The 25,357-nt window shown below is 71.4% G+C and carries 25 protein-coding genes; 19 read left to right on the forward strand and 6 right to left on the reverse strand.

The annotated features are described in order from the left end of the window. Position 1: 1 nt before the first annotated feature. The 13 genes from BUB75_RS47745 (at position 2) to BUB75_RS24990 (ending at position 14,734) form a co-directional block, all read left to right on the forward strand. Positions 2-130: a DUF6282 family protein gene (locus tag BUB75_RS47745; protein WP_245806301.1), complete on the forward strand. Its 129-nt coding sequence runs from the start codon at positions 2-4 to the stop codon at positions 128-130. 281 nt (positions 131-411) lie between these two features. Continuing rightward, the gene (locus BUB75_RS24935; RefSeq protein WP_084741662.1) at positions 412-1,941 is read left to right on the forward strand and encodes an ABC transporter substrate-binding protein; all 1,530 of its coding nucleotides are present in this window, start codon (positions 412-414) and stop codon (positions 1,939-1,941) included. 31 nt (positions 1,942-1,972) lie between these two features. Further along, entirely contained in the window at positions 1,973-2,917 is a 945-nt protein-coding gene (locus tag BUB75_RS24940) for an ABC transporter permease (protein ID WP_073260209.1), read from the forward strand. Beyond that, complete coding sequence (locus BUB75_RS24945) at positions 2,914-4,851, forward strand: dipeptide/oligopeptide/nickel ABC transporter permease/ATP-binding protein (RefSeq protein WP_084741663.1); 1,938 nt, start codon at positions 2,914-2,916, stop codon at positions 4,849-4,851. The genes BUB75_RS24940 and BUB75_RS24945 overlap by 4 nt, the downstream gene beginning before the upstream one ends. Further along, complete coding sequence (locus BUB75_RS24950) at positions 4,848-5,870, forward strand: oligopeptide/dipeptide ABC transporter ATP-binding protein (RefSeq protein ID WP_218617745.1); 1,023 nt, start codon at positions 4,848-4,850, stop codon at positions 5,868-5,870. Before BUB75_RS24945 ends, BUB75_RS24950 begins: the two co-directional genes overlap by 4 nt. Next, complete coding sequence (locus BUB75_RS24955) at positions 5,867-6,805, forward strand: quinone oxidoreductase family protein (RefSeq protein WP_073260211.1); 939 nt, start codon at positions 5,867-5,869, stop codon at positions 6,803-6,805. Before BUB75_RS24950 ends, BUB75_RS24955 begins: the two co-directional genes overlap by 4 nt. A 4-nt stretch (positions 6,806-6,809) precedes the next feature. Then, positions 6,810-7,697, forward strand: a complete 888-nt coding sequence (locus BUB75_RS24960) for a LysR family transcriptional regulator (protein ID WP_073260212.1) — start codon at positions 6,810-6,812, stop codon at positions 7,695-7,697. A gap of 10 nt (positions 7,698-7,707) precedes the next feature. Further along, positions 7,708-8,568: an amidohydrolase family protein gene (locus tag BUB75_RS24965; RefSeq protein WP_073260213.1), complete on the forward strand. Its 861-nt coding sequence runs from the start codon at positions 7,708-7,710 to the stop codon at positions 8,566-8,568. A gap of 84 nt (positions 8,569-8,652) precedes the next feature. Further along, complete coding sequence (locus tag BUB75_RS24970) at positions 8,653-9,084, forward strand: Fur family transcriptional regulator (protein ID WP_073260214.1); 432 nt, start codon at positions 8,653-8,655, stop codon at positions 9,082-9,084. Positions 9,085-9,132: 48 nt separating this feature from the next. Then, on the forward strand, positions 9,133-11,373 hold the full coding sequence (gene katG / locus BUB75_RS24975) for a catalase/peroxidase HPI (RefSeq protein ID WP_073260215.1): 2,241 nt from the start codon (positions 9,133-9,135) through the stop codon (positions 11,371-11,373). A 52-nt stretch (positions 11,374-11,425) separates the two neighbouring features. Continuing rightward, positions 11,426-12,853, forward strand: a complete 1,428-nt coding sequence (locus tag BUB75_RS24980) for an aminotransferase class I/II-fold pyridoxal phosphate-dependent enzyme (RefSeq protein ID WP_073260216.1) — start codon at positions 11,426-11,428, stop codon at positions 12,851-12,853. A 64-nt stretch (positions 12,854-12,917) separates the two neighbouring features. Next, complete coding sequence (locus BUB75_RS24985) at positions 12,918-13,373, forward strand: RbsD/FucU family protein (protein WP_073260275.1); 456 nt, start codon at positions 12,918-12,920, stop codon at positions 13,371-13,373. A 5-nt stretch (positions 13,374-13,378) separates the two neighbouring features. After that, the gene (locus BUB75_RS24990; protein WP_073260217.1) at positions 13,379-14,734 is read left to right on the forward strand and encodes a dipeptidase; all 1,356 of its coding nucleotides are present in this window, start codon (positions 13,379-13,381) and stop codon (positions 14,732-14,734) included. Here the strand turns inward: BUB75_RS24990 and BUB75_RS24995 are convergent. Next, positions 14,731-15,696, reverse strand: a complete 966-nt coding sequence (locus BUB75_RS24995; RefSeq protein WP_073260218.1) for a hypothetical protein — start codon at positions 15,694-15,696, stop codon at positions 14,731-14,733. The two genes, BUB75_RS24990 and BUB75_RS24995, sit on opposite strands and share 4 nt — an antisense overlap. 119 nt (positions 15,697-15,815) lie before the next feature. On the opposite strand from BUB75_RS24995, the gene BUB75_RS25000 reads away from it, so the two are divergent. Continuing rightward, a complete protein-coding gene (locus BUB75_RS25000; RefSeq protein WP_073260219.1) occupies positions 15,816-16,820 on the forward strand; it encodes a DUF1996 domain-containing protein in 1,005 nt (334 codons plus the stop codon). A gap of 41 nt (positions 16,821-16,861) precedes the next feature. After that, positions 16,862-17,587: a GAF and ANTAR domain-containing protein gene (locus BUB75_RS25005; protein ID WP_073260220.1), complete on the forward strand. Its 726-nt coding sequence runs from the start codon at positions 16,862-16,864 to the stop codon at positions 17,585-17,587. Between the two features lie 58 nt (positions 17,588-17,645). On the opposite strand, the gene BUB75_RS25010 is transcribed toward BUB75_RS25005, so the two are convergent. Both BUB75_RS25010 and BUB75_RS25015 read right to left on the reverse strand, forming a co-directional pair. Next, positions 17,646-18,848, reverse strand: a complete 1,203-nt coding sequence (locus tag BUB75_RS25010; RefSeq protein ID WP_073260221.1) for an SfnB family sulfur acquisition oxidoreductase — start codon at positions 18,846-18,848, stop codon at positions 17,646-17,648. A gap of 90 nt (positions 18,849-18,938) precedes the next feature. Beyond that, a complete protein-coding gene (locus tag BUB75_RS25015; protein ID WP_073260222.1) occupies positions 18,939-19,583 on the reverse strand; it encodes a TetR/AcrR family transcriptional regulator in 645 nt (214 codons plus the stop codon). A 112-nt stretch (positions 19,584-19,695) separates the two neighbouring features. Between BUB75_RS25015 and BUB75_RS25020 the strand changes: the two genes are divergently transcribed. Beyond that, a complete protein-coding gene (locus BUB75_RS25020) occupies positions 19,696-21,153 on the forward strand; it encodes an MFS transporter (protein ID WP_073260223.1) in 1,458 nt (485 codons plus the stop codon). Between the two features lie 60 nt (positions 21,154-21,213). Here the strand turns inward: BUB75_RS25020 and BUB75_RS25025 are convergent, their stop codons facing one another. After that, positions 21,214-21,648: a nitroreductase/quinone reductase family protein gene (locus tag BUB75_RS25025; protein WP_073260224.1), complete on the reverse strand. Its 435-nt coding sequence runs from the start codon at positions 21,646-21,648 to the stop codon at positions 21,214-21,216. Between the two features lie 114 nt (positions 21,649-21,762). Between BUB75_RS25025 and BUB75_RS25030 the strand changes: the two genes are divergently transcribed. Beyond that, on the forward strand, positions 21,763-22,191 hold the full coding sequence (locus tag BUB75_RS25030) for a Fur family transcriptional regulator (RefSeq protein WP_073260225.1): 429 nt from the start codon (positions 21,763-21,765) through the stop codon (positions 22,189-22,191). A gap of 7 nt (positions 22,192-22,198) precedes the next feature. Here BUB75_RS25030 and BUB75_RS25035 read toward each other — a convergent pair whose 3' ends face one another. After that, complete coding sequence (locus BUB75_RS25035; RefSeq protein ID WP_073260226.1) at positions 22,199-23,536, reverse strand: PP2C family protein-serine/threonine phosphatase; 1,338 nt, start codon at positions 23,534-23,536, stop codon at positions 22,199-22,201. Between the two features lie 152 nt (positions 23,537-23,688). Beyond that, positions 23,689-24,294, reverse strand: coding sequence for a YdeI/OmpD-associated family protein (locus BUB75_RS25040; protein ID WP_073260227.1), 606 nt, complete (start codon positions 24,292-24,294; stop codon positions 23,689-23,691). 179 nt (positions 24,295-24,473) lie between these two features. Between BUB75_RS25040 and BUB75_RS45455 the strand changes: the two genes are divergently transcribed. Both BUB75_RS45455 and BUB75_RS25045 read left to right on the forward strand, forming a co-directional pair. After that, positions 24,474-24,848 (forward strand): hypothetical protein, encoded by a 375-nt coding sequence (locus BUB75_RS45455; protein WP_143175383.1) that lies wholly within the window; start codon positions 24,474-24,476, stop codon positions 24,846-24,848. After that, positions 24,848-25,183, forward strand: coding sequence for a GNAT family N-acetyltransferase (locus BUB75_RS25045; RefSeq protein WP_084741665.1), 336 nt, complete (start codon positions 24,848-24,850; stop codon positions 25,181-25,183). Before BUB75_RS45455 ends, BUB75_RS25045 begins: the two co-directional genes overlap by 1 nt. The last annotated feature ends 174 nt before the right edge of the window (positions 25,184-25,357 follow it).

The raw sequence follows: 25,357 nt of genomic DNA on the forward strand, positions 1-25,357 counted from the left end.
CGTGCTGTCGTTCGTCGCGAAACGCGACATAGTGCTGGCGACCGGTCATTTCTCCGGTAACGAGATCACCGCGACCGTGGACGCCCCCGTCGACGCCGGTGTGCGGCGCTCGCGGCGCGCGGCGCCCTGAGGGAGCGCTCCCCGGGTCGAGGTCGGCCTCGCGCTCCTCGCCGACCGCTGCCGGAGAACGGCTTCACCGAGGACGACTCCGGTTGAGGGCCGTCGAGAACCCCCGCCGCCTGGTCGGCGCCTGACGCTCGTCGAGGGCTCCGGATACGCAACCTCAGGTTGACGATCCGACTGTATGAGGAGCCTGTGACCGTCATTACAGTCCTTACCACTCGTTCGGATCGGCCGGTCCACCTGCGATTTCGCTGTTTTGACGCTGTTTAGACGCAAGGAGGCGTCCATATGAGAAGGCATAGGTCAGCGGCCTCGTTGCTGACCGGTCTCGTCGCGCTCTCCCTGGTGCTCGCCGGATGTTCCGGCGACTCGGGAAGTAGCGAGAACGGCACCGGTGCGGCAACGCTGAACGTGAACGCCGGCGGTTTCCCCGAAAGCTGGGCCCCCGGTCAGCGGATGGAGGCCGGCTTCCTGCGCCTGCCGTACGAGACCCTCGTCGCGAAGAGCCGGGATGGCAAGTTCAGCCCGGTTCTCGCCACAGAGTGGGAGGAAAGCGACAAGGCCCTCACGCTCACGCTCCGCGAGGGCGTCAAGTTCCACGACGGCACCGCGTTCAACGCCGCCGCCGTCAAGGCGAACCTGGAGTTCGTCCGGGACGGCGCGACCGCGTTCGGCGGTCCGCTGAAGGTCATCACGTCGATCGACACCCCCGACGAGAAGACCGTCACGCTCAACCTGGCCCGTCCGACGCCGTCGCTGCTCACCACGCTCTCGACGCGGGCGACACCGATGGCCAGCCCGGCGGCGCTCAAGGACGGCTCGATCGCCAAGAAGCCGATCGGCACCAGCCCGTGGGCCTACGACGAGGCGGCGTCCACCCCCGGCACGAACATGGTGTTCACCACGTTCAAGGACTACTGGGACGGCACCGACGCGGTCGCCTACGACACCGTGAAGCTGTTCAACATCGACGACGAGAACGCGGCGGCCGGTGCGCTCACCAGCGGCCAGGTCGACGTCACGATCGCGCAGCCGGAGCAGCTGAAGCAGTTCAACAGCACGCCGGGCATCGAGACCGTGGAATACCCGGCGATCCGCAACAACGTGATCTTCTTCGACCGCGGTACGGGCGGCGCGTTCGCCGACGTCCGGGTCCGGCAGGCCGCGTGCTCCGCGATGGACAACACGGTCGCGGCGAAGCTGATCTCCGGCAAGCCCGCGACGCAGCACTTCGCCGAGGGTGAGCTGGGGTACAACTCCGCGATCGCCGGATACCCGCACGACGTCGCCAAGGCAAAGCAGCTGATCAGCCAGGCGGGCAACCCGAAGGTCAGCGGCACGATCCTCGCCGCGCCGTTCAACCGTTCGCAGATCGAGGTGTACGCCGACCAGATGGCGGACGCCGGCATCACGATCAAGGTGCAGACCGCCGCTCCGCCGCAGTTCCAGTCGGAGTGGAACAGCGGCAAGTACCCGCTCGGTATGGGCAACAACGACCAGATTCACCCGTACGAGTGGTACAAGGCGTACTTCGCCGCCGACGCGCCGGGCAACCCGTCGAAGTCCGAGAGCCCCGCGCTCAAGGCCGCGGCGGACAAGGCGATCGCCGCCGGTAGCAGCCCGGAGGCCGAGGCGCTCTGGGGCGAGGTCACCAAGGTCATCGCCGACGAGGCACTGAGCTGCACGCACGTCGTCAGCAACGAGCTCATCGCGTACCAGTCGAACAAGGTCGAGGGCGTCGACATCCCGGCGGAGGCCTGGGAGCCCAACCTGATCAACTACCGCGACCTGAAGCCGGCCAGCGGAGCGGCGAAGTGACCTCCTCGGTCACCGGGGCGGCGGGTAGCCGATGAGCAAGCTCATCGGCTACCGGCTCCTCCTCGCCGCACCGCAGCTGGCGCTCGTGGCGTTGCTCGCGTTCTCCCTGACCTACATCGTGCCGGGTAGCCCGGCGGCGGAGATCCTGGGTTCGAACGCGACGCCGGAACTCATCGCGCAGGTCGAGGCCAAGCTGGGCCTCGACCGGCCGATGTGGGAGCGGCTGGGCGAGTGGTTCAGCGGCGCGGTCACCGGTGACCTCGGCGTCTCGTACCGCTCGGCCCTGCCGGTCACCGACCTGCTGCTGGAGCGGCTGCCGGCCACCCTGTCGCTGATCGGCGGGGGGCTGGTGGTCACGGCCGTGTTCGGGATCGGCATGGGCGTGCTCGCCGGTACCCGGCCGGGTTCGCTCGCCGACCGCGCGGTGGTCGGCGTGACGTCGATCGGCAACGCGATTCCGGAGTTCTGGCTCGGCCTGATCCTGCTGCTCGTGTTCGCGGTGCAGCTGGGCTGGTTCCCGGTCGTCGGGTATGTCCCGCTGGACGTCGACCCGGCGGCCTGGTTCAAGGGCATCGTGCTGCCGTCGCTGGCGCTCGGCCTCGGGTCGTCGGCGCTGATCGCGCGTCAGACGCGGGCCGCGATGGTCTCCGCGCTCGGCTCGCCGTACATCGACACGCTGACCGCGGCCGGGGTGTCGCGGCGGCGCATCGTGCTGCGCTACGCGCTGAAGAACGCGATGGTCCCGGTGCTCTCCGCGCTGGGGATCACGGTCAACATCCTGATCGGCGCGAGCTTCGTGGTGGAGAAGGTGTTCTCGTTCCCCGGCATCGGCAACCTGATGCTGACCAGCGTGGTCGGCAAGGACTTCCCGGTCGTGCAGGGCGGCGTGCTCCTCGTCGCCTGCCTCGTCATCGTCGTCAACCTGCTCATCGACGTGGGCTACGGCCTGCTCAACCCCCAGGCGCGTCCCCAATGACCCACTTATCGATACCCGACCCCGAGGTGGCGGCGCACACCGGATCGGGCCCGGCCGGCTCGCGGCGCGTGCTGACCGGTGTCCTGCGGCAGCCGGCGGCGGTCGTCGGACTGCTGTTCCTGCTCGTGGTCGCGGGTGCGGCGATCTTCGCGGACTGGCTGGCGCCGTACGCGCCGACCGAGAAGGACTTCGACCACCCGCTGAGCGGCCCGTCCTCGCTGCACTGGCTCGGCACCGACGATGTCGGCCAGGACACGCTCAGCCGGTTGATCTACGGCGCCCGGATCGCGTTGCTCGTCGCGTTCGGTTCGGTCGGCATCGCGATGGCGATCGGCGTTCCGTTCGGGCTGCTGCTGGGCTACCGCGGCGGCTGGCGCGACCGGCTCGGCTCGCGTCTGATCGACGTCTCGGACGCGCTGCCCGGCATCCTGCTCGGGTTCGCGGTCATCGCCGTGCTCGGCCGAGGCCTGTTCAACCTGATGCTGGCCATCGGCTTGATCTTCTGCATGGGCTTCGCCCGCACCACGCGCGCGGTCGCGCTCGCCGAACGACAAAAGCTCTATGTGGACGCCGCCAAGGTCGCCGGGCTGCGGACACCGGCCATCCTGTTCCGGCAGGTGCTGCCGAACCTCGCCGGTGCGCTGATCGTGCAGGGCTCGGTGTTCCTGGCCTCGGCGATCATGGTCGAGTCGGCGCTGAGCTTCCTGGGGATCGGCCTGGAGTCGGAGACTCCCACCTGGGGCGCGATGCTCAGCAACGCGGCGGCCAACACGCAACAGCCGTTCCTGGCGCTCCCGCCGGGGCTGGCGATCGTGTTCACGGTGCTGGCGTTCAACATCGTCGGCGTCGGGATCGGCGACGCGCTGACCGGCACCGGCCGCGGCCTGTCCCGCCGCGGCCGCAAACGCCGCCGCCCGACGCCGCAGGCGCCGCGCCCGGCCGCACCAGTTGTGTCCGAGAGCCGTGCCGTTCTGGAGTTCCGGGACGTGACCGTTGCCGTGGAGGGGCGCAAGCGGCCGACGCCGCTGGTTCAGGATGTGTCGCTGGCGATCGGCCGGGCCGAGGTCGTCGCGCTGCTCGGCGAGTCCGGTTCCGGCAAGTCGATGCTCGCCCGGTCCGCGCTCGGGTTGCTACCGGCGGGCGTCGAGTTGGCGTCCGGATCGGTGTGGTTCGAAGGGAAGCGGATCGACGACCTCGACCACCGCGGTATGCGGAAGATCCGCGGCGCGGGGATGGCCGTCGTGCTCCAGGACCCGATGTCCGCGCTCTCGCCGGTGCACACGATCGGCAGGCAGATCGGCGAACCGCTCCGCGCCCACGCCGGGCTCACCGGCAAGGCGGCCAGGGAGCGGGCGGTCGAACTCCTCGACCGCGTCGGCGTCGAGGACGCCCGGCGCCGGCTGAACGACTACCCGCACCAGTTCTCCGGCGGCATGGCGCAGCGCGTCGCGATCGCGATGGCGCTGGCGGCCGGTCCGCGGCTGCTGATCGCCGACGAGGCGACCTCGGCCCTGGACGTCACCACCCAGAGCCAGGTGCTCGACCTGCTGCTGGAGCTGCGGGACGACCTGGACATGGCGATCCTGCTGATCACCCACGACCTCGGTGTGGTGGCGGAGAGCTGCGACCGCGCGGCGGTGATGTACGCGGGCGAGCTGGTCGAGGTCAACGACGTAACGTCGCTGTTCGACAAGCCCCGGCACCCGTACACCGCGGCGCTGCTCGCGGCGAACCCGACCAGCGAGGCCGACGTCGTCCGGCTGCCGACGATCCCCGGCCGGGTGCCGCCCGCGGGGGAGTGGCCGGTCGGCTGCCACTTCGCCGGGCGCTGTGCCTACGCCCGGACCGAATGCACCGAGCGGGCGGTTCCGCTCGTCCACGACGTGCGCTGCGCACGCGCCGACGAACTCACGCTGGAGGTGACGTCCCGGTGAGTACACAGCTGCAGCCGGACGGCCGGGCGCTGCCGGACGGTCGGGCGCTGCTGGACGTCCGGGACCTGACCGTCGACTTCGACGCGGGCCGGGCCCTGGGCTTGCGCCGCCGGCGGGCGACCGCGGTCGACAACGTCAGCCTCGACATCCGCCCCGGCGAGACGCTGGGCCTGGTCGGCGAGTCCGGATCCGGCAAGAGCACGACCGGGCGGGCCATCCTGCGGCTCGTCGACACGACCAGCGGCACGATCACGTTCGACGGTGTCGACGTGACGAAGCTGGGCCACACGACGCCGCTGTCCTACCGGCGCGCGGTCCAGGCCGTGTTCCAGGACCCGCTCGCCTCGCTCAACCCGCGGCACGTCGTCTCCCGCGCGGTGACGACGTCGCTGGCGCGGCACGGCGTCGACAACCGGGCGGAGCGGGCCGCGGAGGCGTTCGAGCGGGTGGGCCTGTCCCGCGCGCACCTGAACCGGTATCCGGCGGAGCTGTCCGGTGGTCAGCGGCAGCGCGTGGCGATCGCGCGGGCGCTGGCGCTGGAGCCGCGGCTCGTCGTCTGCGACGAGGCGGTGAGCGCACTCGACCTGTCGACGCAGAGCCAGATCATCAACCTGCTGGCCGACCTGCGGGAGTCGACCGGGATGAGCTACCTGTTCATCGCGCACGACCTCGGCATCACCCGGCACATCTCGCACCGGATCGCGGTGCTCCTCGGCGGACGGCTGGTCGAGGTCGCGCCGACCGCCCAGCTGTTCGACTCGCCCCGGCACCCGTACACCCGGGCGCTGATCGCCGCGAGCCCGGCGTCCCACCCCGAAGGGCGTGACCGGCGCCGCGCCCGCCGCGCGGCGCACCGGCAGGGCAAGCGGGAGGAAGCGATCCCGCGCGGGACCGCCGGCTGCCCGTTCCGGAACCGGTGCGACCGGGTGATGGACGTCTGCCACACGGTGACCCCGCCGCTGCAGTTGCTGGACGACGGCAGCAAGGTCGCCTGCCACCTCTACGAGGAGTCGCGATGAGGGCCTACGTGCTGGCCGCTGCCGGGGCGACCGCCGCGGTGACCGACGCGGCGGAGCCCGGCCCACCGGGCGCCGGTGAGGTGCGGATCCGGGTGCGGCGCTCCTCGGTCAACCCGTCGGACCGGATGATGGCGGGCGGTTTCTTCCGCTGGATGGAGCACCGCTACCCGGCGGTCCTCGGGCGTGACTTCGCCGGTGTCGTCGACGAGGTCGGCGAGGGCGTGACCCGGTTCGCGGCCGGTGACGAGGTGTTCGGTTTCGTCAAACGGCCGTACGTCGGGGACGGCACGTTCGCCGAGTACGTCACGATCCCGGCCGACCGGTTCGCGATCCATCGTCCGCAGGGCCTGTCGGTCGAGGACGCGGGTGTTCTCGGCGTCGCGGGTGCGACCGCGCTGCAGTGCGTGGACGCGCTGGCCTGCGCGCCGGGCGAGACCGTGCTGGTCAACGGTGCGACCGGCGGGGTCGGCGCGTTCGCGGTGCAGCTGGCCCGGCGCGCCGGCCTGCGGGTGTTCGCGACGGCACACGGCGACGCCGCCGAGCAGCACATCCGTGGCCTCGGCGCCGACGCGACCGTCGACTGGACGGTCGGTGACGTCGCCGCTCAGGTGCGGGTACTGGCCCCGGACGGTGTTCACGGCATCGTCGATCTGGTCTCCTCCGACTTCGACGCGATCACCGCGCTCGCCGGGCCGGTGCTGGTGCCGGGCCGTGCGGTGGCGGCCACCCGGAGCGGCGCGCCGGACTCCGCCGACCTGGCCGTCCACGGCATCCACTGCTCGCCGGCGGTGGACCTCCTGCACCGGCTCGCCGACGCGGTGCTCGACGGGCTCGTGGTTCCGCTGGTCGCGTCGTACCCGTTGGAGAAGGTCGACGACGCGTTCGCCGCGCTGTCCCGAGCGCCGCTCGGCAAGGTGGGCCTCGAGATCGGATGAGCTGATGGACCGGCTGCTCGCTATGCGCAGTTTTGTCACGGTCGCGGACAAGGGGAGTTTCAGCGGGGCCGCCAAGACCCTCGGCACGTCCGGGTCGCTGATCTCCCGGCACGTGGCCGACCTGGAACGACAGGTCGGCGCCCGGCTGGTCAACCGCACCGCGCGGTCGGTGAGCCTGACCGAGTCGGGCGTCGCCTACGCGGACTTCGCACGGCGGATCCTCCGCGAGATCGACGAGCAGGACCAGGTTCTCTCGCAGATGCGGGACCGGCCGGAGGGCATGCTCTCGGTGATCTGCCCGAAGTGGATCGGCAGCCTCGACCTCGGGGACGCGATCGCGGCGTTCGCGATCGCGCACCCCAAGATCACGGTGCGGTTCGAGCTCGGCGGGATGTCGGACCGCACGTACGACTTCCTGGACAGCGGCTTCGACGTCGCGTTCCACACCCGCGACCTGCGCGACTCCGGCGTGCTGCTCAGACGCGTCGCGTCGTTGCCGTTCGTGCTCTGCGCGGCGCCCGAGTACGTCAAGCGGCACGGTGAGCTCGGGCACGCCAATGAGCTCGCCGACCACGACTGTCTGGTGCACGCGAACGATCCGGTCTGGCGGATCGGGCACGGGCACGCGAGCACACTGCACAAGATCCGCCGGGTCGCGTTCCTGTCCAACTCCTACATCGCGCTGCAGAAGGCCGCGGTGCACGGCCGGGGCGTCGCGCTGCTGCCGCGGCGCCCGGTGCAGGAGAACCTGGCCGAGGGCAGCCTCGTCCCGCTGCTGCCGGGCACGCCGGTGCCGGACCGCTCGCTCTACGCGATCTCCGGCCCCGGCGAGCGGCGGCCGGCGAAGGTGCAGGTCTTCCTCGACTTCCTCACGCGATGGTTCGAAAAGTAAAGGATTCCGCATGTTCGTCGTCGACACCCAGGTGCACCTCTGGAAGGAAGAGACCCCCGACCGGCCGTGGGTGCCGGGGGCCCGCGAGCGGATCCGGCTCAACGGGCATCGGGAGGAGCCGTTCAGCTACCAGGAGTGCCTCGAGCTGATGGACGACGCCGGCGTCAACCGCGCGCTGATCGTCCCGCCGTCCTGGGAGGGCGATCGCATCGACTACGCCCTCGAGGCCTGCGAGGCCCACCCCGAGCGGTTCGGCATCATGGCGCGGATCCCGCAGAACAAGCCGGCCGAGGGCACCGCGATGCTCCGGGACTTCGCCCGGAATCCGCACGTCAAAGGCGTCCGGCTGACGTTTCATCGGCCGCAGGACCGGAACTGGATGATCGACGGGACCAACGACTGGTACTGGCCGGTCGCCGAGGACCTCGGCATCCCGACGATGGTCCACGCACCGATCTGGAAGGCCGAGCTGGGCGCGATCGCCGCGAAGCACCCCGGCCTGAAGATCATCATCGACCACATGGGCATCATGGCCCGCTGTCTCGACGACGCGATCGGCTACTGGGTGGCCGAGACCGCTGACCTGTACGAACACCCGAACATCTACGTCAAGGTGTCGGCGATCCCCGGCTACTCGACGCAACCGTTCCCGAACCTGAACATCGAGAAGTACGTCCGCGAGATGGTCGACAAGATGGGCCCCGAGCGGTGCTTCTGGGGGACCGACATCACCCGCCTGCTCGGCCACGGCCTGACCTACACCGACACCATCGAGCAGTTCACGAAGCACTTCGAGTTCACGCCCGACGAGCTGGACTGGATCATGGGCCGCGGCATCTCGGAGTGCCTCGGGTGGCCGATCGAGCACTAACCGCTGGTCAGGGCCTGGGTGTGACGAAGATCTTGAGCCGGTCCAAGACTTGATTCATTCCAGATAAACGGCGAGACTTCGGGTGTGCCCACCACCTCGGAGTTCGAGAGTTTGCTGCGTGGGGCCGCTCTGCGCGTGACGCGTCCGCGCGTGGCGGTCCTGCACGCGGTGTACGAGCATCCCCACGCGGACACGGACTCCCTTCTCGGTGTCGTGCGTGCGGACCTCGGCGAGGTGTCGCACCAGACCGTGTACGACGTGCTCCGCGCACTGACCGACGCGGGCCTGGTGCGGCGCATCGAGCCGGCGGGTTCGGTCGCGCGTTACGAATCACGGGTCGGCGACAACCACCACCACGTGGTCTGCCGCTCGTGCGGCGTGATTGCCGACGTCGACTGCGCGGTCGGTGCTGCACCGTGCTTGACGGCCTCCGAGAACCACGGCTTCGCGATCGACGAGGCCGAGGTCACGTACTGGGGTCTGTGCCCGGCCTGCGTGGCCACGGCCGGCTCCTGACGCTCCCCGACAGTCCCAGCTCTCCACATTTCCTGAAAGGGACGTTCTTTGTCCGAACACGAACAGCCCAACGCCGTCGTCGGTGAGATCAACGAGCCGGAGAGTGCGGGCGGCTGCCCGGTCGCGCACGGCCGTTTCAACCACCCGACCGAGGGGGGAAGCAACCGCGACTGGTGGCCGAACCAGCTCAACCTGAGCATCCTCCGCAAGCACCAGGGCGCGTCCGACCCGTGGCGCCAGAACCTCGACTACGCCGCCGAGTTCCTGAGCCTCGACCTCGACGAGCTGGCCCGGGACGTCGACGAGGTCCTGAACACCTCGCAGGACTGGTGGCCGGCGGACAGTGGTCACTACGGCGGCCTGTTCGTGCGGATGGCGTGGCACAGCGCGGGCACCTACCGGACCCAGGACGGCCGGGGTGGCGCCGGTGCCGGCATGCAGCGGTTCGCGCCGCTGAACAGTTGGCCGGACAACGGCAACCTGGACAAGGCCCGTCGCCTGCTCTGGCCGGTCAAGAAGAAGTACGGCCGCAAGATCTCGTGGGCCGACCTGATGATCTTCGCGGGTAACCGCGCGCTGGAGACCGCGGGCTTTACGACGTTCGGTTTCGCCGGTGGCCGCGCCGACGTGTGGGAGCCCGACGAGGACGTGTACTGGGGCCCGGAGCGCACCTGGCTCGGCGACGAGCGCTACACCGGTGACCGCGAGCTGGAGGACCCGCTCGCGGCGGTACAGATGGGCCTGATCTACGTCAACCCGGAGGGCCCGAACGGCAACCCGGACCCGCTGGCCGCGGCCCGCGACATCCGCGAGACGTTCCGCCGGATGGCGATGAACGACGAGGAGACCGTCGCGCTGATCGCCGGCGGCCACACGCTCGGCAAGACCCACGGCGCCGGTGACGCCGGGACGGTCGGCCCGGAGCCGGAGGCCGCCCCGCTCGAGGAGCAGGGCCTCGGCTGGAAGCAGAACTTCGGCAGCGGCAAGGGCCGCGACACGATCACCAGCGGTCTCGAGGTCACCTGGACCTCCACGCCGAACCGGTGGAGCCACGGGTTCTTCAAGAACCTGTTCGAGTACGAGTGGGAGCTGCACAAGAGCCCGGCAGGCGCCTGGCAGTGGAAGCCGGCGGGTGGCGCGGGGGCCAACACCGTGCCGGACCCGGAGACCGGCGAGCTCGTCCGCGCCCCCGGCATGCTCACCACCGACCTCGCGCTGCGCTTCGACCCGATCTACGAGCCGATCGCGCGCCGCTTCTACGAGGACCCGGCCGCGTTCAACGACGCGTTCGCGCGGGCCTGGTACAAGCTGACCCACCGTGACATGGGCCCGAAGCAGCGCTACCTCGGCCCGCTGGTGCCGCAGGAGGAGCTGCTCTGGCAGGACCCGATCCCGGCCGTCGACCACCCGCTGATCGACGCCGAGGACACCGCGGCGCTGCGGAAGCAGATCCTGGAGTCCGGCCTGTCGGTGTCGCAGCTGGTCTCGGCGGCGTGGGCGGCGGCGTCCTCGTTCCGCGGCAGCGACAAGCGCGGTGGTGCGAACGGCGGCCGGATCCGGCTGGAGCCGCAGCGTGGCTGGGAGGTCAACGACCCGGACCAGCTCGCGCTGGTGCTGCGGACGCTGGAAGGCATCCAGGAGTCGTTCAACGCCTCCGCCACCGGTGGGAAGAAGGTCTCGCTGGCCGACCTCGTCGTGCTCGGCGGTTCGGCGGCCGTCGAGCGGGCCGCGCGGCTCGGCGGCGTCGAGCTCGAGGTGCCGTTCACCCCGGGCCGCACCGACGCGTCGCAGGAGCAGACCGACGTCGAGTCGTTCTCCGCGCTCGAGCCGAGCGCGGACGGCTTCCGCAACTACGTCGGGAAGGCGCACCGCCTGCCCGCCGAGTACCTGCTGATCGACCGGGCGAACCTGCTCACGCTGACCGCGCCGGAGACCGCCGTACTCGTCGGTGGTCTGCGGGTGCTCGGTGCGAACACCGGCCAGTCGAACGTCGGTGTCTTCACCACGACGCCGGGCGTGCTGACGAACGACTTCTACGCGAACCTGCTCGACCTGGACACCGAGTGGACGCCGACCTCGGCCGACGCGACCACGTTCGCCGGGCGCGACCGCGCCACCGGTGAGGTCAAGTGGACCGGCAGCCGCGTCGACCTGGTGTTCGGCTCGAACTCCGAGCTGCGTGCCGTCGCCGAGGTCTACGCGAGCGACGACGCGAACCAGAAGTTCGTGCGCGACTTCGTCGACGCCTGGGTCAAGGTCATGAACCTGGACCGATACGACCTGGTCTGACGCTCTCGGTGAGGAGGCTTACCTCGGCCACGGCCGAGGTAAGCCTCCTTCCATGAATCAAGAGAGTGCTCCGGTGCTGGAGACCATCGACGAGTTCCGGAACGCGGGGACCTACTCGTTCGGGTTGCCCGGCCATCGGCTCGGCCGCGGTGTGGACGAACGGACCGCCGCGACACTGTCACGGGGCGTCTTCGAGGCGGACATCGAGGTCGCCAAGCAGGCCGTGCCGGAGGCCGAAAAGCTGTTCGCGGACGCGGTCGGCGCCCGGGACGCGGTGTTCACGACCTGTGGTTCGAGCATCTCGATCCACACCGCGCTGCTCACCGTGACCGGACCGGGACGCCGCATTCTGATCGACCGGAACGTCCACAAGTCCGTGGTCGCCTCGCTGATCCTGGCCGGCGCGGAACCGGTCTGGCTGCGGCCGCGCTGGGACTACGAGAACGAGATCGCGCACCCGGCGACGGCCGGTGACGTGAGCGAGGCGCTGGAGCGTCACCCGGACGTCAGCGCGGTGCTGGCGATCACACCGACCGAGTACGGCACCGGCGCCGACGTGCGGGGGATCGCGGAGGCCTGTCACCGGCGCGGTGTGCCGCTGCTCGTGGACGAGGCCTGGGGCGCCCACTTCCCGTTCCACCCCGATCTGCCGACGGCCGCGGTGCGGGCGGGTGCCGACCTCACGATCCAGAGCCTGCACAAGGCGGGCGGCGGCCTCTGCCAGTCGTCGATCATCCTGCTCGGCCACGGGGACCTGGTGGACCCGGTCGACCTGCGGCTGCGGCTGGACCTGATCACGACGACGAGCCCGTCGGCGCTGTTCTACGGGTCGATCGACGGGTGGCGGCGGCACCTGGCCGCCGAGGGCGAACACCTGCTCGGGCAGGCGCTGGAGCGGGCCGCGCGGCTCCGCGAGCGGCTGGGCGCGGTGCCGGGCCTCGCGGTGATGGGCCCGGACATCATCGGGCACGACAGCGTCGCCGAGTGGGATCCGTTGAAGCTGTCGGTCGAGGTCGCCGACCTGGGCATCACCGGCTACCAGGCACGCGCGTGGCTCGAGTCCGAGCAGAAGGTGCTCGCGCAGCTCGGCGACGCGCGGCGGGTCATCTGCGCGCTCAGCTACGCCGACGACGACGCCGCGATCGAGCGGCTGGCGCGCGCGTTCGAGGCGCTCGCCGCCGCGCCCCCGAAGCCGGACCGGCCGTCCCTGGCGATCCCGCCGCTGGACGAGCTGAACCTCGAACAGGCGATGAGCCCGCGGGACGCGTTCTTCGCGCGGACCGAGCAGGTCAAGGACCCGGTGGGGCGGATCGCCGCGGAGATGATCAGCCCGTACCCGCCCGGCGTGCCCGCGGTGCTGCCCGGCGAGCGCTTCACCGCGCCGGTCGTCGAGTACCTGCGGGCGGGCAAGGCCGCGGGCATGACGATCCCGGATGCCTCCGATCCGGACCTGGAGACGTTCCGCGTGGTGCGCGAATGAGCCGGATGGCCCGTAGTGACCGGGTGGCATAGTGGGGCCGGACTTCGGAAAGGGGCTCCCGAACGTGCTCAAAGGTATCGACCCGCTGCTGAACGGTGATCTGCTCAAGATCCTCGACGAGATGGGCCACGGCGACCAGCTGCTGCTCGTCGACCGCAACTACCCGGCGTTCAGCGCGGGACGGCCGGTCGTCCGGCTGGGGGAGAGCGGTGCGCTCCGGGTGCTGGGGGCCCTGCTCTCGGTGTTCCCGCTGGACGCGTTCGTCGCGCACCCGCTGGAGCGGATGGAGGTCAAGGACGACCCGACGCTGACGACGCCGGTGCAGGACTCGGCGCTGGAGCTGGCCCGGGCCGCGCACCCGGTCGCGCTGGAGTACGGGGTCGTGCCGCGCCACGACTTCTACCGGCGGGCGAAGGACGTCTACGCGGTCGTCCAGACGCTGGAGAGCGAGCCGTACAGCTGCTTCATCCTGCACAAGGGAGTGGTGTTCCCGGAGGGAATGCCCGAGGACGGGAGCTAGGGACGATGAGCAGCAACCGACCCGCGATCGCGTCTGCGGTCGAGGGCGTCATCGTCGGCGCCCGCGCCGACCTGGAGCGGCTGGTGCGGATCCCGAGCATCTGGGCCGACCCGGCGCACGCCGCCGACACCGAGGCCAGCGCCGCCGCGGTCGCCGCACTCGCCGAGGCGCTGAATCCGGAGAGCGTGCGGATCATCCGTGCCGACGGTGGCGCGCCGGCCGTCGTCGCGCGCTGGCCCGCCCCGCCGGGGCAGCCGACCGTGCTCCTCTACGCGCACCACGACGTCCAGCCGACCGGCGGTGACGCGCTCTGGACCAGCCCGCCGTTCGAGCCGACCGAGCGGAACGGCCGGCTGTACGGCCGCGGCGCCGCCGACGACAAGGCCGGCGTCATGACCCACCTCGCGGTGCTGCGCGCCTACGGCGGTGCGCCGCCCGTCGGGGTGACGCTGTTCGTGGAGGGCGAGGAGGAATCCGGCTCCCCGACGCTGCCCGCGCTGCTGCGCGAGCACCACGAACTGCTGGCCGCGGACGTCATCGTGATCGCGGACTCGGCGAACCCGGCCGTCGACGTCCCCGCGCTGACGACCAGCCTGCGCGGGCTCGTCGACGTGGTGGTCGAGGTGTCGATGTTGGAGAACCCGGTGCACTCCGGCGTCTACGGTGGCCCGGTCGGTGACGCGCTGACCGCGCTCTGCCACACGCTCGCGAGCCTGCACGACGAGAAGGGCGAGGTCGCGGTCGCCGGGCTGCGCCGCAACACCGGGACCGACGCGGCGACGCTGGACCAGCCGGAGGCGGAGTTCCGGGCCGAAGCGGGCGTGCTCAACGGCGTCGAGATGCTCGGCTCCGGCACGCTGGCCGAGCGGATCTGGCACGCACCGGCGGTCGCGGTGCTGGGGATCGACGCGCCCGCGGTTGCCAACGCGTCGAACGTCCTGCTGCCGCGGGCACGCGCGTTCGTCAGCCTGCGGGTGGCGCCCGGTGAGGACGCGGTGGCCGCGCGCGACCTGCTCTCCGACCACCTGCGGGCACACGTGCCGTGGGGAGCGCACGTCGAGGTCGCGCCGGCGTTCGGGGTGGCCGAGCCGTTCGCCCTGGACACGCGCGGTGCCGCCTACGACGCCGCCCGGCGGGCGTTCGCCGAGGCCTACGGCAACAGCACGGTCGAGATCGGGATCGGCGGGTCGATTCCGTTCATCGCCGAGTTCGCGCGGACGTTCCCCGGTGCGGCGGTGCTGGTCACCGGCGTCGGCGACCCGGCGAGCCGGTGGCACGGCATCGACGAGAGCCTGTCGCTGCCGATGTTCACCACCGCGGTCCGCGCCGAGGCGTTCCTGCTCGACGAGCTGTCCCGCTAGCGCTCCACGAGTTCAGCGAGGTCGGTGAGGCTGGACACCAGCGCCGCGACCTGCCGCAACGCGTGCCGGTGGCACTCCGCGACCGCCACGGTGAGCGCGGGCACGGCGTGTGCGGGGGAGTCGGCGTCATCCGCCAGCCGCACCACCTGGTCGGCGAGCGCGGCGGCCCGCTCCTGCACGTGGCCCCGCACGGCCGCGACGAGCGCCTGCGCGGCCTCGGCGCAGAGGGCGATCGCGGTCGCGGTGCCGACCAGCCCGGCGATCGCGTCGAGGTTGTGCGTCATCAGCCCGAGGTACTGGTCGACGTCGCGTCCGGGCCAGGCCAGCACCGGGCGCAGCGTGCGTTGCAGGTCGGAGCGGACGGCGTGCAGGTCGGCCGCGGTGCCGTGCAGCGCTGCGGCCTGGGCGGCGACGACGACCGGGTAGCCGGTCAGCCCACGGAGGACGCCCCGCACCGGGTCGACGTAGCTCGTCGTCCAGTCGAGCCCGCGCGCCGGGAGCACGGCGAGCGGGTCAGCGCTCAGCAGCATGTCCCTGGTCGGTAGCGGGACGCCGGGTAACAGCGGCGTCAGGGCCGGGTCGATCCACTCGCCGTCGGTGATCCGGGCGTGGAGATGCGCGTACTGGGCCGGGGACCGCTGCAGGATCTGCGGGCTACGGATGACGACCGGCGCGGGGACCGGATCGTCCGCGATCGTCTCCCGGGCCGCGACGGAGTCCCAGAGATCGTCGGCGAACAGCGCGAAGTTCTCGGCCACGTACTCGACGAGTTCGGCCTGCCGGACCGTGACCCGCTCCAGCGCGTCGGCGATCCACCCGGACAGCGACCCGAACGACGCGTCGTCCCAGCGCAGTTCCCGGCACGCCGACCCGACGGCGGCCAGCCGGAGCCGCACGGTGGAGATCTGGGCGGCGTGCGCCTCCAGCGTCCGGACGTCCGGCACCGGGCCGTCGAACCTCATCCGCCCTCCAAAACCTCGGCTGTGGCGATCTTGCCGGTGCCGCGCTCGGCGTTGTGCTCGCGGTCCCCGGGACCGATGCTGGAGGGTGCCGGAGGAGGTGGCCGCTGACCGAGCGAAGGATGATCGCGCTCGTCGTCGGGATCGTCGTGCTGGCGATGGCCGGCGGCGCGTTCGTCGGGATCACGGTGACCGGGATAGCGGGAACCGAGGACCGGCCCGCACCGCGGCGGGCGAGCCCGGCGGCTCCGGCGCACGACCGGCCCGGGCCGGTGACCGCTGACTTCGTGGCGATCGAGAAGGTCCCGCGCGTGCGGGCCGCTCCGGCGCCGGACGGCACGCTCACCGCGCAGTGCGGCTCCAACGAGGACGGCCACTACAACTCCGACAACATGATCGTCACGCCGGGCATCACCAACGGCGCGCACCACCTGCACGACTACGTCGGTAACACGACCACGTCCGCCGCGTCCACCGACCGCAGCCTGGCGGCCGCGCCGACGACCTGCCGGGACCGCGGCGACCGGTCGGCGTACTACTGGCCGGTGCTGCGCGACCTCGTCGACGCGACGAAGCAGGCCCGGTTCCCCGGCGAACAGGAGTCTGATCGGAACGTGGGCCTGGTGCTGCGCCCCACGGCGTCGCTGGTCTTCTCCGGCAACCCGTTCGCGCCGGTGGTCGCCCCACCGCAGTTCCTCCGGGTGATCACCGGGGACGCCAAGGCGGTGACCGGCGGCGGCCGGAACGCACACGCGCGGTTCACCTGCCGCGGGTTCACCGACCGGGTGACGACCGACCGGTACCCGCTCTGTCCGGACGGCCGCGGCCTCACCCGGATCCTGGAGTTCCCGAGCTGCTGGGACGGCCGCAACACCGACAGCGCGAACCACCGCACGCACGTCGTCTTCCCGGACGCCCGGGGTGCGTGCCGGGCGGGAACGGTGCCGATCCCGAAGCTCACGATCACGCTGACCTACGACGTGCCGGTCGGGGCGTCGTTCGCGATCGACAGCTTCCCCGACCAGCGGCGGGCACCGCTCACCGACCACGCGGACTTCGTCAACGTGCGCACGCCCGCCTCGACCGACCGGCTCGTCGACTGCCTCAACGCCGGACGCCGCTGCTGACCGAGAGCATGGGTCGCCGAACAGTGGGTATCGGAACTCGCATGAACACCAACGCAGGCGGTCGGAGCGCGGTCTCAGCCGACACGGCGTTGAGCCTGGCCGAGCTCGGCCGCATCGCCCTCGCCGACACCCCGCTGGAGCAGGTGCTCGAGCGGGTCGCGGTGCTGGCCAGGGACACGATCCCGGGTGCCGACGAGGTCTCGGTGACGCTGCTGGTCAACGAGCGGCCCCGGACCGCCGCGTTCACCGGGACGCTGGCCCTGGAGCTGGACGAGCGGCAGTACCGGAACGGGTTCGGGCCGTGCATGGACGCCGGACGCGGCGGCGAGACGCTGTTCATCGCGGACATGGCCACCGAGACGCGCTGGCCGGACTACACGCCGGGCGCGGCGGCGTGCGGCGCGACCAGCAGCCTGTCGGTGCCGCTACCGGTCCAGGAGCACATCATCGGCGCCCTGAACATCTACGCCACGACCCCGGACGCGTTCGACGAGCGGGCCGGTGAGCTCGGCACGCTGTTCGCCGGCTACGCCGGGGTCGCGGTCGCCAACGCCCACCTGTACGCCTCGACCGCGGAGCTGGCCGAGGGGATGCGCGCCGCGATGGCGTCCCGTGCCGTCATCGAGCAGGCGAAAGGCGTCCTCATGGCCGAGCACGGCTGCACGGCCGAGCAGGCGTTCACCCAGCTCACGCGAATGTCACAGAACGCCAACCGCAAGCTGCGCGAGGTCGCGGCCGCGGTCGTGGCGCGGACGCGCCGGGAGTGACCGAGGTACAGTCGGGGATGCCCCCGGAGGGGAAGCCGGGGGCATCTTCATGCCCTGCTCACAGCAGCCCGTGGCGCGGCGGTGGTGTGCGCGACAGCGTCCAGCGGCCGATGTGCTGGACCTTCCACCGTTCGGGGTCGTGCAGCGTGTGGGTCCGCGCGTCCCGCCAGAACCGGGACAGGTTGAGCGAGTCCGACGCCGCCCGGGTGCCGCCGAGCTCGAACAGCGCCGACGCGACGTCCACCGACGCGCGGCTGGCGGCGACCTTGGCCACCGCCGTCGCGATCGATGCCGCGGCCGCGGTCTCGGCCGTCAGCGCGGCCTCGGCGGCGTCGATCGCGGCGCCGGCCTCGCGCAGCAGCGCCTCCGCCGCGCGAACCGCGATCTCGAGCTCACCCGCGCGCTGGATGAGCAGCGGATCGTCGGCCGCGCGGTCGACACCGGCCTCGAACCACGGCCGGGCCCGCCCGGCCTGCTCGGTACCCGCGGCCAGTGCCCCGCGCGCGAGACCGACGTCCAGCGCGGCGTGCAGCAGCTGGGCGCGAGCGCCGTACGTCGTCGGCCCTTCGAACAGCGCGTTGTACGCCACGACCGCGTCCTCGTCGACGACCGCGCCCTCGAGCCGGACCGTGCCGCTGGCGGTGGTCCGCTGGCCCATGCCGTCCCAGTCGTCGTCGACCGCCACCCCCGGCGTCTCCCGGCGCAGGTAGACCAGTGCCTTCGGCACCGGTGCGCCGTCCGGCACCGGGACGCCTGCCCGCACGGCGCGGACGACGAGCCAGTCGGCGAACAGCGCGCCGGTGCTGTAGTACTTCACGCCGTCGAGCACGTACGTGCCGTCCTCGCGCGGGCTCAGCGTCGTCGCGTCGTCGGTGATCGTCCGTCCGCCGCGCTCCGACTGGGCGTTGGCGAACCGCGCTCCGGCCAGCGCCTCGGCGAAGAACCGCTCCTGCTGGGCCTCGCTGCCGGTGCGTCGCAGCGCGTCGAGGAAGACAAAATGGCTGTGCGGGATCTGCGCGATGCTGGCGTCGGCGGCCGCGAGGATCGCGAACACGGTCGCCAGCGTCGTGGCGGGCACCTCGGCACCACCGAACCGGGCCGGTACCGCGATGCCGAGGAGCCCGGAGCGCGAGAGCTCGTCGAGCTCGGTGCCGGGGAGCCGGCGGGTCCGGTCACGGTCGGCAGCGCCGGCGGCGAACGTGCGCGCCAGCTCCCCGGCCACCGCCTCGGCCTCGGCGGCGGAGCGGATCACCTGCGTCATCGAGCTGTCCTGTAGGGCATCCGCCAACGATAGAGCGAGCCCGCATCGGTGCAGCCGCACGGGGCGGCCGCCGAGCCTGCCCGCTCGCCGTCACGACGGCGGGGGAGTGATCGGGGCCAGCCAGAGGCCGACCAGCGCGTCGATCAGGCCGGTGGACGCCTTCGCCCAGCTCACCCACGGCTCGTGCTGCCCACCGGCGAGCGCGCGCTCGCAGTCGGCCAGCAGATTGACGACGAGCTGCCGGGTCATGTAGTTGCGCTGCAGCCGCACCTCGACCGGCATCGGTGGGGCGCACCGGTTCAGGCCCTCGAGGATCTCGCCGAGCATCGGGTCGGAGAGGGACTCGGCGACGACGATCTCGTGGTACCCCGGATCGGCCATCACCTGCGCGCTGAAGCGGGCGTACCAGGTGGGCGTGCCGAGCGAGTCCAGGTGCTCGGTCGCCGGGCGGACCCAGCAGGAGATCCAGTCGCGCGGGTCGTCGGAGCCCGCGATCCGGGCGACGAGTTCCCGCCGCCGGTCCGCGATCAGCCGGTTGTGCCGCCGGACGATCGCCGTGACCAGGTCGGCCTTGGTGCCGAAGTGGTACCCGACCGCGGCGTTGTTGCCCTGCCCCGCGGCTTCGCTCACCTGGCGGTTCGACACCGCCGACAGGCCTCGCTCGGCGAACAGCTGCTCTGCCGCGTCCAGGATCGCGTCCCGGGTCGCGCTGGAGCGGTCGGTACCGGAGCGCAATGTTCACCTCGCTGTGACTGAGTGCACCCTACAAAGAGTTGCGTTAGGCAACCTCTTCGGCGAGTGTAAGTCAAGCAACTGATTTAATTCGACGAGACAAGGGTCCTCCTTCGTGCGAACCACAACCGACCGGACCAACCTCGTGGTGGCCGTGCTGGCGCTGGGTGGCATCGCGGTGTCGCTCATGCAGACGCTGATCATCCCGCTGATCCCGGAGCTGCCGTCGCTGCTGAACGCCTCGGCGGGCGACGCCGCGTGGGCGATCACCGCGACGCTGCTCGCGGCCGCGGTCGCCACGCCGGTCGTCGGCCGGCTGGGCGACATGTTCGGCAAGCGGCACCTGCTGCTGTTCAGCATCGCGCTGATGGTCGTCGGGTCGGTCGTCGGGGCCCTGAGTGACAGCCTGACGCCGATGATCATCGGCCGGATCCTGCAGGGCGCCGCCGCCGGTGTCATCCCGCTCGGCATCAGCCTGATGCGTGACACCGTGCCGCCGGAGAAGCTCGGATCGGCGACCGCGCTGATGAGCGCCTCACTGGGAATCGGCGGCGCCCTGGGCCTGCCCGCGGCCGCGTTGATCGCCGACCACGCCGACTGGCACGTGCTGTTCTGGGTGTCCGCGGCGCTCGGCGCGATCGTCGGGGCGCTGGTCGTCGCGTTCGTGCCGCACTCGACCGTGCGGACCGGCGGACGCTTCGACTTCGTCGGCGCGGTCGGGCTGTCGGCCGCGCTGGTCAGCCTCCTGCTGGCGATCTCCAAGGGCAGTGACTGGGGCTGGACCAGCGGGCTCACGCTCGGACTGTTCGCCGCCGCCGTGGTGCTGCTCGGAGCCTGGGGCTGGTGGGAGCTGCGCAGCGCCGAACCGCTGGTCGACCTCCGGATCACCGCCGGACGCCAGGTGCTGTTCACCAACGCCGCGTCGATCGGCCTCGGCTTCTCGATGTTCGCGATGTCGCTGGTCATCCCGACACTGCTGCAGCTGCCGGTCGTCACCGGCTACGGCCTCGGCAAGAGCATGCTCGCGGTCGGCCTGGTGATGGCCCCGTCCGGCCTGGTCATGCTGGTCGCCGCGCCGCTCTCGGCCAAGATCGCCCAGGTGCGCGGCTTCAAGCTGACGCTGATCCTCGGCGCGGTGATCGTGGCCGTCGGTTACCTGTCCGCCGCCGTGATGATGGACGAGATCTGGCAGTTGGTCCTCGCGAGCTGCGTCATCGGCGCCGGTATCGGGTTCGCGTACGGCTCGATGCCCGCGCTGGTGATGGCGGCGGTGCCGCGCACCGAGACCGCGGCCGCGAACAGCCTCAACACGCTGATGCGTTCGCTGGGGACGTCGTTCGCCAGCGCGGTGGGCGGCGCGATCCTCGCGAACATGACCGTCGCGCTCGGCCCGGTCTCGGTGCCGTCGCAGGACGGCTTCCGGGTCGTCCTGGCGATGGCCGCCGGTGCCGCGCTGGTCGCCGCGCTGCTGGCCACGTTCATCCCGCGGCGCGGCACGGCAGCCGAACCGGCCGTGGTCCCGAACACGGCGGCGCCCGTGACGTCGTCCGAAGAAGTGCCGGTCGCGGGCTGACCCGCACCTCCACGCCACCGGCCGGGTGGACAAGCGCGTCCACCCGGCCGTCGTGCGCGGTCAGACGCGCGCGAGGATCACCAGGGGAAGGTCGCGCTCGGTCTTCGTGCGGTACAGGTCGTAGCGCGGGAAGACCTCGGTCATCCGCTCCCACAGCGCCGCCTTCTCGGCGGCGTCGGCGGTCCGCGCGGTGGCCGCGAACACCTCGGAGCCGACCTGAACCGTCACGGCCGGGTCGGCGGTCAGGTTGAGGTACCACGCCGGGTGCCGGTCCGCTCCGCCGTTGGACGCGACGAGCAGGTAGTTCTCGCCGTCGCGTCCGTAGATGAGCGCGGTGCGCCGCAGCGCGCCGGTTCGCCGGCCACGGGTCGTCAGCAACAACGTCGGTGACCCGTGGTAGTTGTGGCCGACGCGGCCGTCGGTGTCCAGATACGAGCGGACGTGTTTGGCGACCCACCCGGTCGGGCTGTCGGTGATCTGGTCGTTCTCGGTGATGGTGCGCTCCTCGGGCCGGGACTCGACGCGACGAGTCTGCTCCGTCGAGCACGGTTACCGTCAAGAGGAAACGACCGCTTGACTCGGTTCAGAACGCCATGGACCCTGAGCGGGATGGCTTCGGAGACCGAGATCGAGTTACGCGAGGCGGGCCTGCGGGTGACGAGGCCGCGCCTCGCAGTGCTCGACGTCCTCGCGGACCATCCGCACGCGACCGTCGAGGTGATCACGGAACTGGTCCGGGAGCGGCTCGGCACGGTCTCCACCCAGGCCGTGTACGACGTGCTCGCCGCCTGCGTCGCGGCCGGGCTGGTGCGGCGGATCGAGCCGGCCGGGTCGCCCGCGCGGTTCGAGCGGGAGAGCGGCGATCGCCATCACCACCTGGTCTGCCGCTCCTGCGGCCGGGTCGCCGACGTCGGCGGGCTGACCGGTGACGCGGCGTGCGTGGCGCCCGCGGACGCTGCCGGTTACCTGGTCGAGGAGACCGAGATCGTGTTCTGGGGCTGGTGCCCGCACTGCCTGCGGGAGCAGGCCAGAGACTGACCTGACCTCAGTGGAGGGGCGCGCCGAGGACGACGAGGCCGAGATCGTCTGCGTGTTCCCCGGGGCGCGTGGCCATGACCTCGCCGACCGCCAGGTCCACGACCTCGGCGAGCGCCGCGGGCGGTGCTCCGGCGAACCGCGCGGCCAGCGTCGTCAGACGATCGAGCCCGAACCGCCCTTCGGAGCCCTTGGCGTCCGGGACCCGGTTGCTGAACAGCAGGAGCAGGTCCCCGCGCGCGAGCACCGTGCCGATCTCCTCGTAGGTCGTCGTGGCCAGCGCGCCGCAGAGCCGCCCCTGGACCGGTAGCTCCACCGGGTCGTCGCCGCGCCGGATCAGCACCGGTCTCGGATGGCCCGCGGACGCGAGCGTCACCTCCAACCCGCCGTCCCGGCGAGTCCGGACCCGGGCGCAGACCGCGGTGAGCAGCCGGGCCGAGTCGTCCGGGAACGGCGCGGCGAGCGCGGCGTTGAGCGCGCGCAGGATCTCGGCGGGTCGCCGTTCGAAGTAGACGGCGCCCCGCACCGTGTGCCGCGCCTGGGCCGTGACGACCGCCGCCTGCGCGCCGGTCGTGATGACATCGGCGTGCAGGATGACCCAGTCGCCCGGTTCGCCGAGGACGTCGTAGAAGTCGCCGCCGCCGTCGCCGTGGCCGGATCCCGGGCGGTGCCGGACGCCGAGTTCCAGCCCAGGGGTCTCCGGTAGGGAGGGCGGCCGCCGGGTAGCGGCCATCGCGTCCGCGATCTCGGCCTGCGCGGCGCGGACCCGCGCGGAGTCCAGCGCCACCGCGATCCGCGCACCGACCTCACCGGCAAACGTGAGTTCGTCCGTGTCGAAGCCCTGACCGGCCCGGCGGGCCAGCGTCAGCGTGCCGAACGGGGTGCCGCGCGCGACCAGCGGTAGGACGGCCAGCTCCATCGGGCGCAACCGAGCCAGGCGGTCGTCGCGGTCGGCGCCGGGGACCCACGGCGCCAGCGACTCCGCGAAGCCGGGCCCGGGTGCGACCGGAACGGTCTCCGGGCGGCCGGTGGCGATGACCCTGGCATGACCGGACAGCGCGCCGGTCGTCGTGGGGCGCGGGACGTCGACCGCGGACAGCCGGTCGGCGGTCTCCGCGTCCGCGGCGACGCAGCGGGCGCCCCGGTCCGCGGGCACGACTAGCTGCGCCCAGTCGGCGACCTTCGGCACGCACGCCCGGAGCGCACGCCGCACCAGGCCGTCGACGCCCAGGCCACCGGCGAGCTGCCGACCGGCATCGGCGAGGAAAGCCGCCCGCTCGTACGACGCCGGATTCACGGCGACGTCAGCCAGCGGCCGGATCGTGCAATCCGCCGGCTCCTCGGACATGAGCACACGCCAATCTTGCGGGGCCATCTCGAGTGTGCGAGGAGAATGTACCTAGTCCAGATACGAAGCTACTACCCTGTGTAATCAATGCTGACATAGGCGAAATGGAATCACCTCAGTCACCCAGGCCAGCTCCCGGCTGCGGGTGCCGATCACGGCGAGTTCAGCGGCTTGGCCTTCTGCGGGTAGATCGTCTCGTGGCGGGCCAGCATGGCGACGAACTCACTGATCTTTCGTTCCCGGGTCTGCGCCCGTTTGACGGCGTTGAGGCGGTGAATGAGGGCGAACCGGTTGGTCTTGGTGAGCACGTCGAACATCGCTTGGGCGGCCGGCACGGCGGCGATGGCGGCCAGGAGGTCGGCGGGTACTTCGGCTTCCGACGGCGGGGCATAGGCCGCCGCCCAACGCCCGTCCGCTTTTGCGGCGTCTACCGCCGCGCGGCCCGGGGGCAGCATCCGCCCCTCTGCTTCCAGCCGGGCGACGTGGGCGACGTTGCGTTGCGACCAGGAGCTGCGAGGGCTTCGAGGGGTGAACCGGATCCAGGAGGTCTCGTGATCCCGTTTCCGGGCCTGCCCGTCGATCCAGCCGAAGCAGAGGGCCTCGTCGACCGCCTGCTGCCAGGTCAGCGTGGTGACTGTGCCACCCTTCTTGGTCAGGGCCAGCCAGACGCCGGGTGACGTCGCGTTGTTGGCCGACAGCCACGCGCGCAGCGCCTCGGCGTCCGCGACGATCAACTCATCCAGCTCGGCGCTCGCCACAACGGCAGGCTAGCCGACGACGTGGCGGCGACCTGTACCTGTTGGCCGGCCGGACCCGCCACCAGCCACCCTCGAACGCCGACCGCCGCCGCGTCGTGACACCGAGGGGAGCCATGAGAACTTTGGTCGGCTCGGGCGGCAGCCGACCGTTGGCGGCGGCGCTGCCTGTACTTCCTGCCATGGCGCTCGGTATCTGCCTGGCCGCGCGTGGCGGCGGAACCGAGCCGACGGCCGTGAGATCGATCTCCCGGTACGACGCGGCGTTGGTCGCCCTGACCGTCGGGTGCGGTGCCCTCGCCTGCCTAGCCGCCGGTGGTCTCGCCCATACTGAGCTTGGAGCCGTCGCGGCGCGCAATTTGGTCGATTACGTGGGGCTCGTCCTCCTCGCCGGAGAACTCGGCACCTGGCAGGCCGCCGGTGTCGCTCCGGTGGCGTTCGTCGTCATTTCCTTCTCACTCGGACGCAGTTCCGCTGTGTTGCCGTCGCCGACGTCATCGAGCGATGCCTGCGCGAAGTCAATAGCCGGGACTATCCGAACGACACGATCGACCTGATGTGCGCACACTTCTCTCCGCGGCACATCGAGCGCGTCGCCGCCGAGCGGCAGATGTTCGTCGCCGTTGAACAGGGTGAAGTCGTGGGCACTGTGTCCCGGGACGGCAACAAGGTCTACACGATGTTCGTCCACCCGCGAACGATCGGCCGAGGTATCGGCCGTCGCCTGATGCGCCACCTCGAAGCTCTCGCCGCAGCCGACGGCTACGCCTTCATGGAGACCGGCGCCAGCATCACCGCGCACGGCTTCTACCAACGGCTCGGGTACCTCGACGTCCGAACCAGCAAGACAGAGTTCGGCTTCAACTACATTCTCCGCAGGCCACTGCCCTGACGTGCACGCGGATGCGGCCGACAGGTAACGCTGCGCTTGCCGCGCTCCGCGGTGCGCGGTCGGATCACAACGACACTCAGCGGCTACTTATTCAATGGGCGGTAGGACGGTGCCCGGCGGGGTAGCGTCCAGGCGCCCGGTCCGTCGCTCCCACTGCGGCTGCCCACGCGGGTC

It is taken from the genome of Cryptosporangium aurantiacum (assembly GCF_900143005.1).
Taxonomy (GTDB): Bacteria; Actinomycetota; Actinomycetes; order Mycobacteriales; family Cryptosporangiaceae; genus Cryptosporangium; species Cryptosporangium aurantiacum.

Excerpts from the sequence above, each read along its gene's own strand:
- BUB75_RS24990 (WP_073260217.1), top strand. The coding sequence starts at position 13,379 with ATGAGCAGCAACCGACCCGCGATCGCGTCTGCGGTCGAGGGCGTCATC.
- BUB75_RS25000 (WP_073260219.1), top strand. The coding sequence starts at position 15,816 with ATGATCGCGCTCGTCGTCGGGATCGTCGTGCTGGCGATGGCCGGCGGC.
- BUB75_RS24995 (WP_073260218.1), bottom strand. The coding sequence starts at position 15,696 with ATGAGGTTCGACGGCCCGGTGCCGGACGTCCGGACGCTGGAGGCGCAC.
- BUB75_RS25035 (WP_073260226.1), bottom strand. The coding sequence starts at position 23,536 with ATGTCCGAGGAGCCGGCGGATTGCACGATCCGGCCGCTGGCTGACGTC.
- BUB75_RS24945 (WP_084741663.1), top strand. The coding sequence starts at position 2,914 with ATGACCCACTTATCGATACCCGACCCCGAGGTGGCGGCGCACACCGGA.
- BUB75_RS25030 (WP_073260225.1), top strand. The coding sequence starts at position 21,763 with ATGGCTTCGGAGACCGAGATCGAGTTACGCGAGGCGGGCCTGCGGGTG.
- BUB75_RS25045 (WP_084741665.1), top strand. The coding sequence starts at position 24,848 with ATGTGCGCACACTTCTCTCCGCGGCACATCGAGCGCGTCGCCGCCGAG.
- BUB75_RS24980 (WP_073260216.1), top strand. The coding sequence starts at position 11,426 with ATGAATCAAGAGAGTGCTCCGGTGCTGGAGACCATCGACGAGTTCCGG.
- BUB75_RS24955 (WP_073260211.1), top strand. The coding sequence starts at position 5,867 with ATGAGGGCCTACGTGCTGGCCGCTGCCGGGGCGACCGCCGCGGTGACC.
- BUB75_RS24965 (WP_073260213.1), top strand. The coding sequence starts at position 7,708 with ATGTTCGTCGTCGACACCCAGGTGCACCTCTGGAAGGAAGAGACCCCC.
- BUB75_RS24935 (WP_084741662.1), top strand. The coding sequence starts at position 412 with ATGAGAAGGCATAGGTCAGCGGCCTCGTTGCTGACCGGTCTCGTCGCG.
- BUB75_RS45455 (WP_143175383.1), top strand. The coding sequence starts at position 24,474 with ATGGCGCTCGGTATCTGCCTGGCCGCGCGTGGCGGCGGAACCGAGCCG.
- BUB75_RS24960 (WP_073260212.1), top strand. The coding sequence starts at position 6,810 with ATGGACCGGCTGCTCGCTATGCGCAGTTTTGTCACGGTCGCGGACAAG.
- BUB75_RS25010 (WP_073260221.1), bottom strand. The coding sequence starts at position 18,848 with ATGACGCAGGTGATCCGCTCCGCCGCCGAGGCCGAGGCGGTGGCCGGG.
- BUB75_RS24940 (WP_073260209.1), top strand. The coding sequence starts at position 1,973 with ATGAGCAAGCTCATCGGCTACCGGCTCCTCCTCGCCGCACCGCAGCTG.
- BUB75_RS25005 (WP_073260220.1), top strand. The coding sequence starts at position 16,862 with ATGAACACCAACGCAGGCGGTCGGAGCGCGGTCTCAGCCGACACGGCG.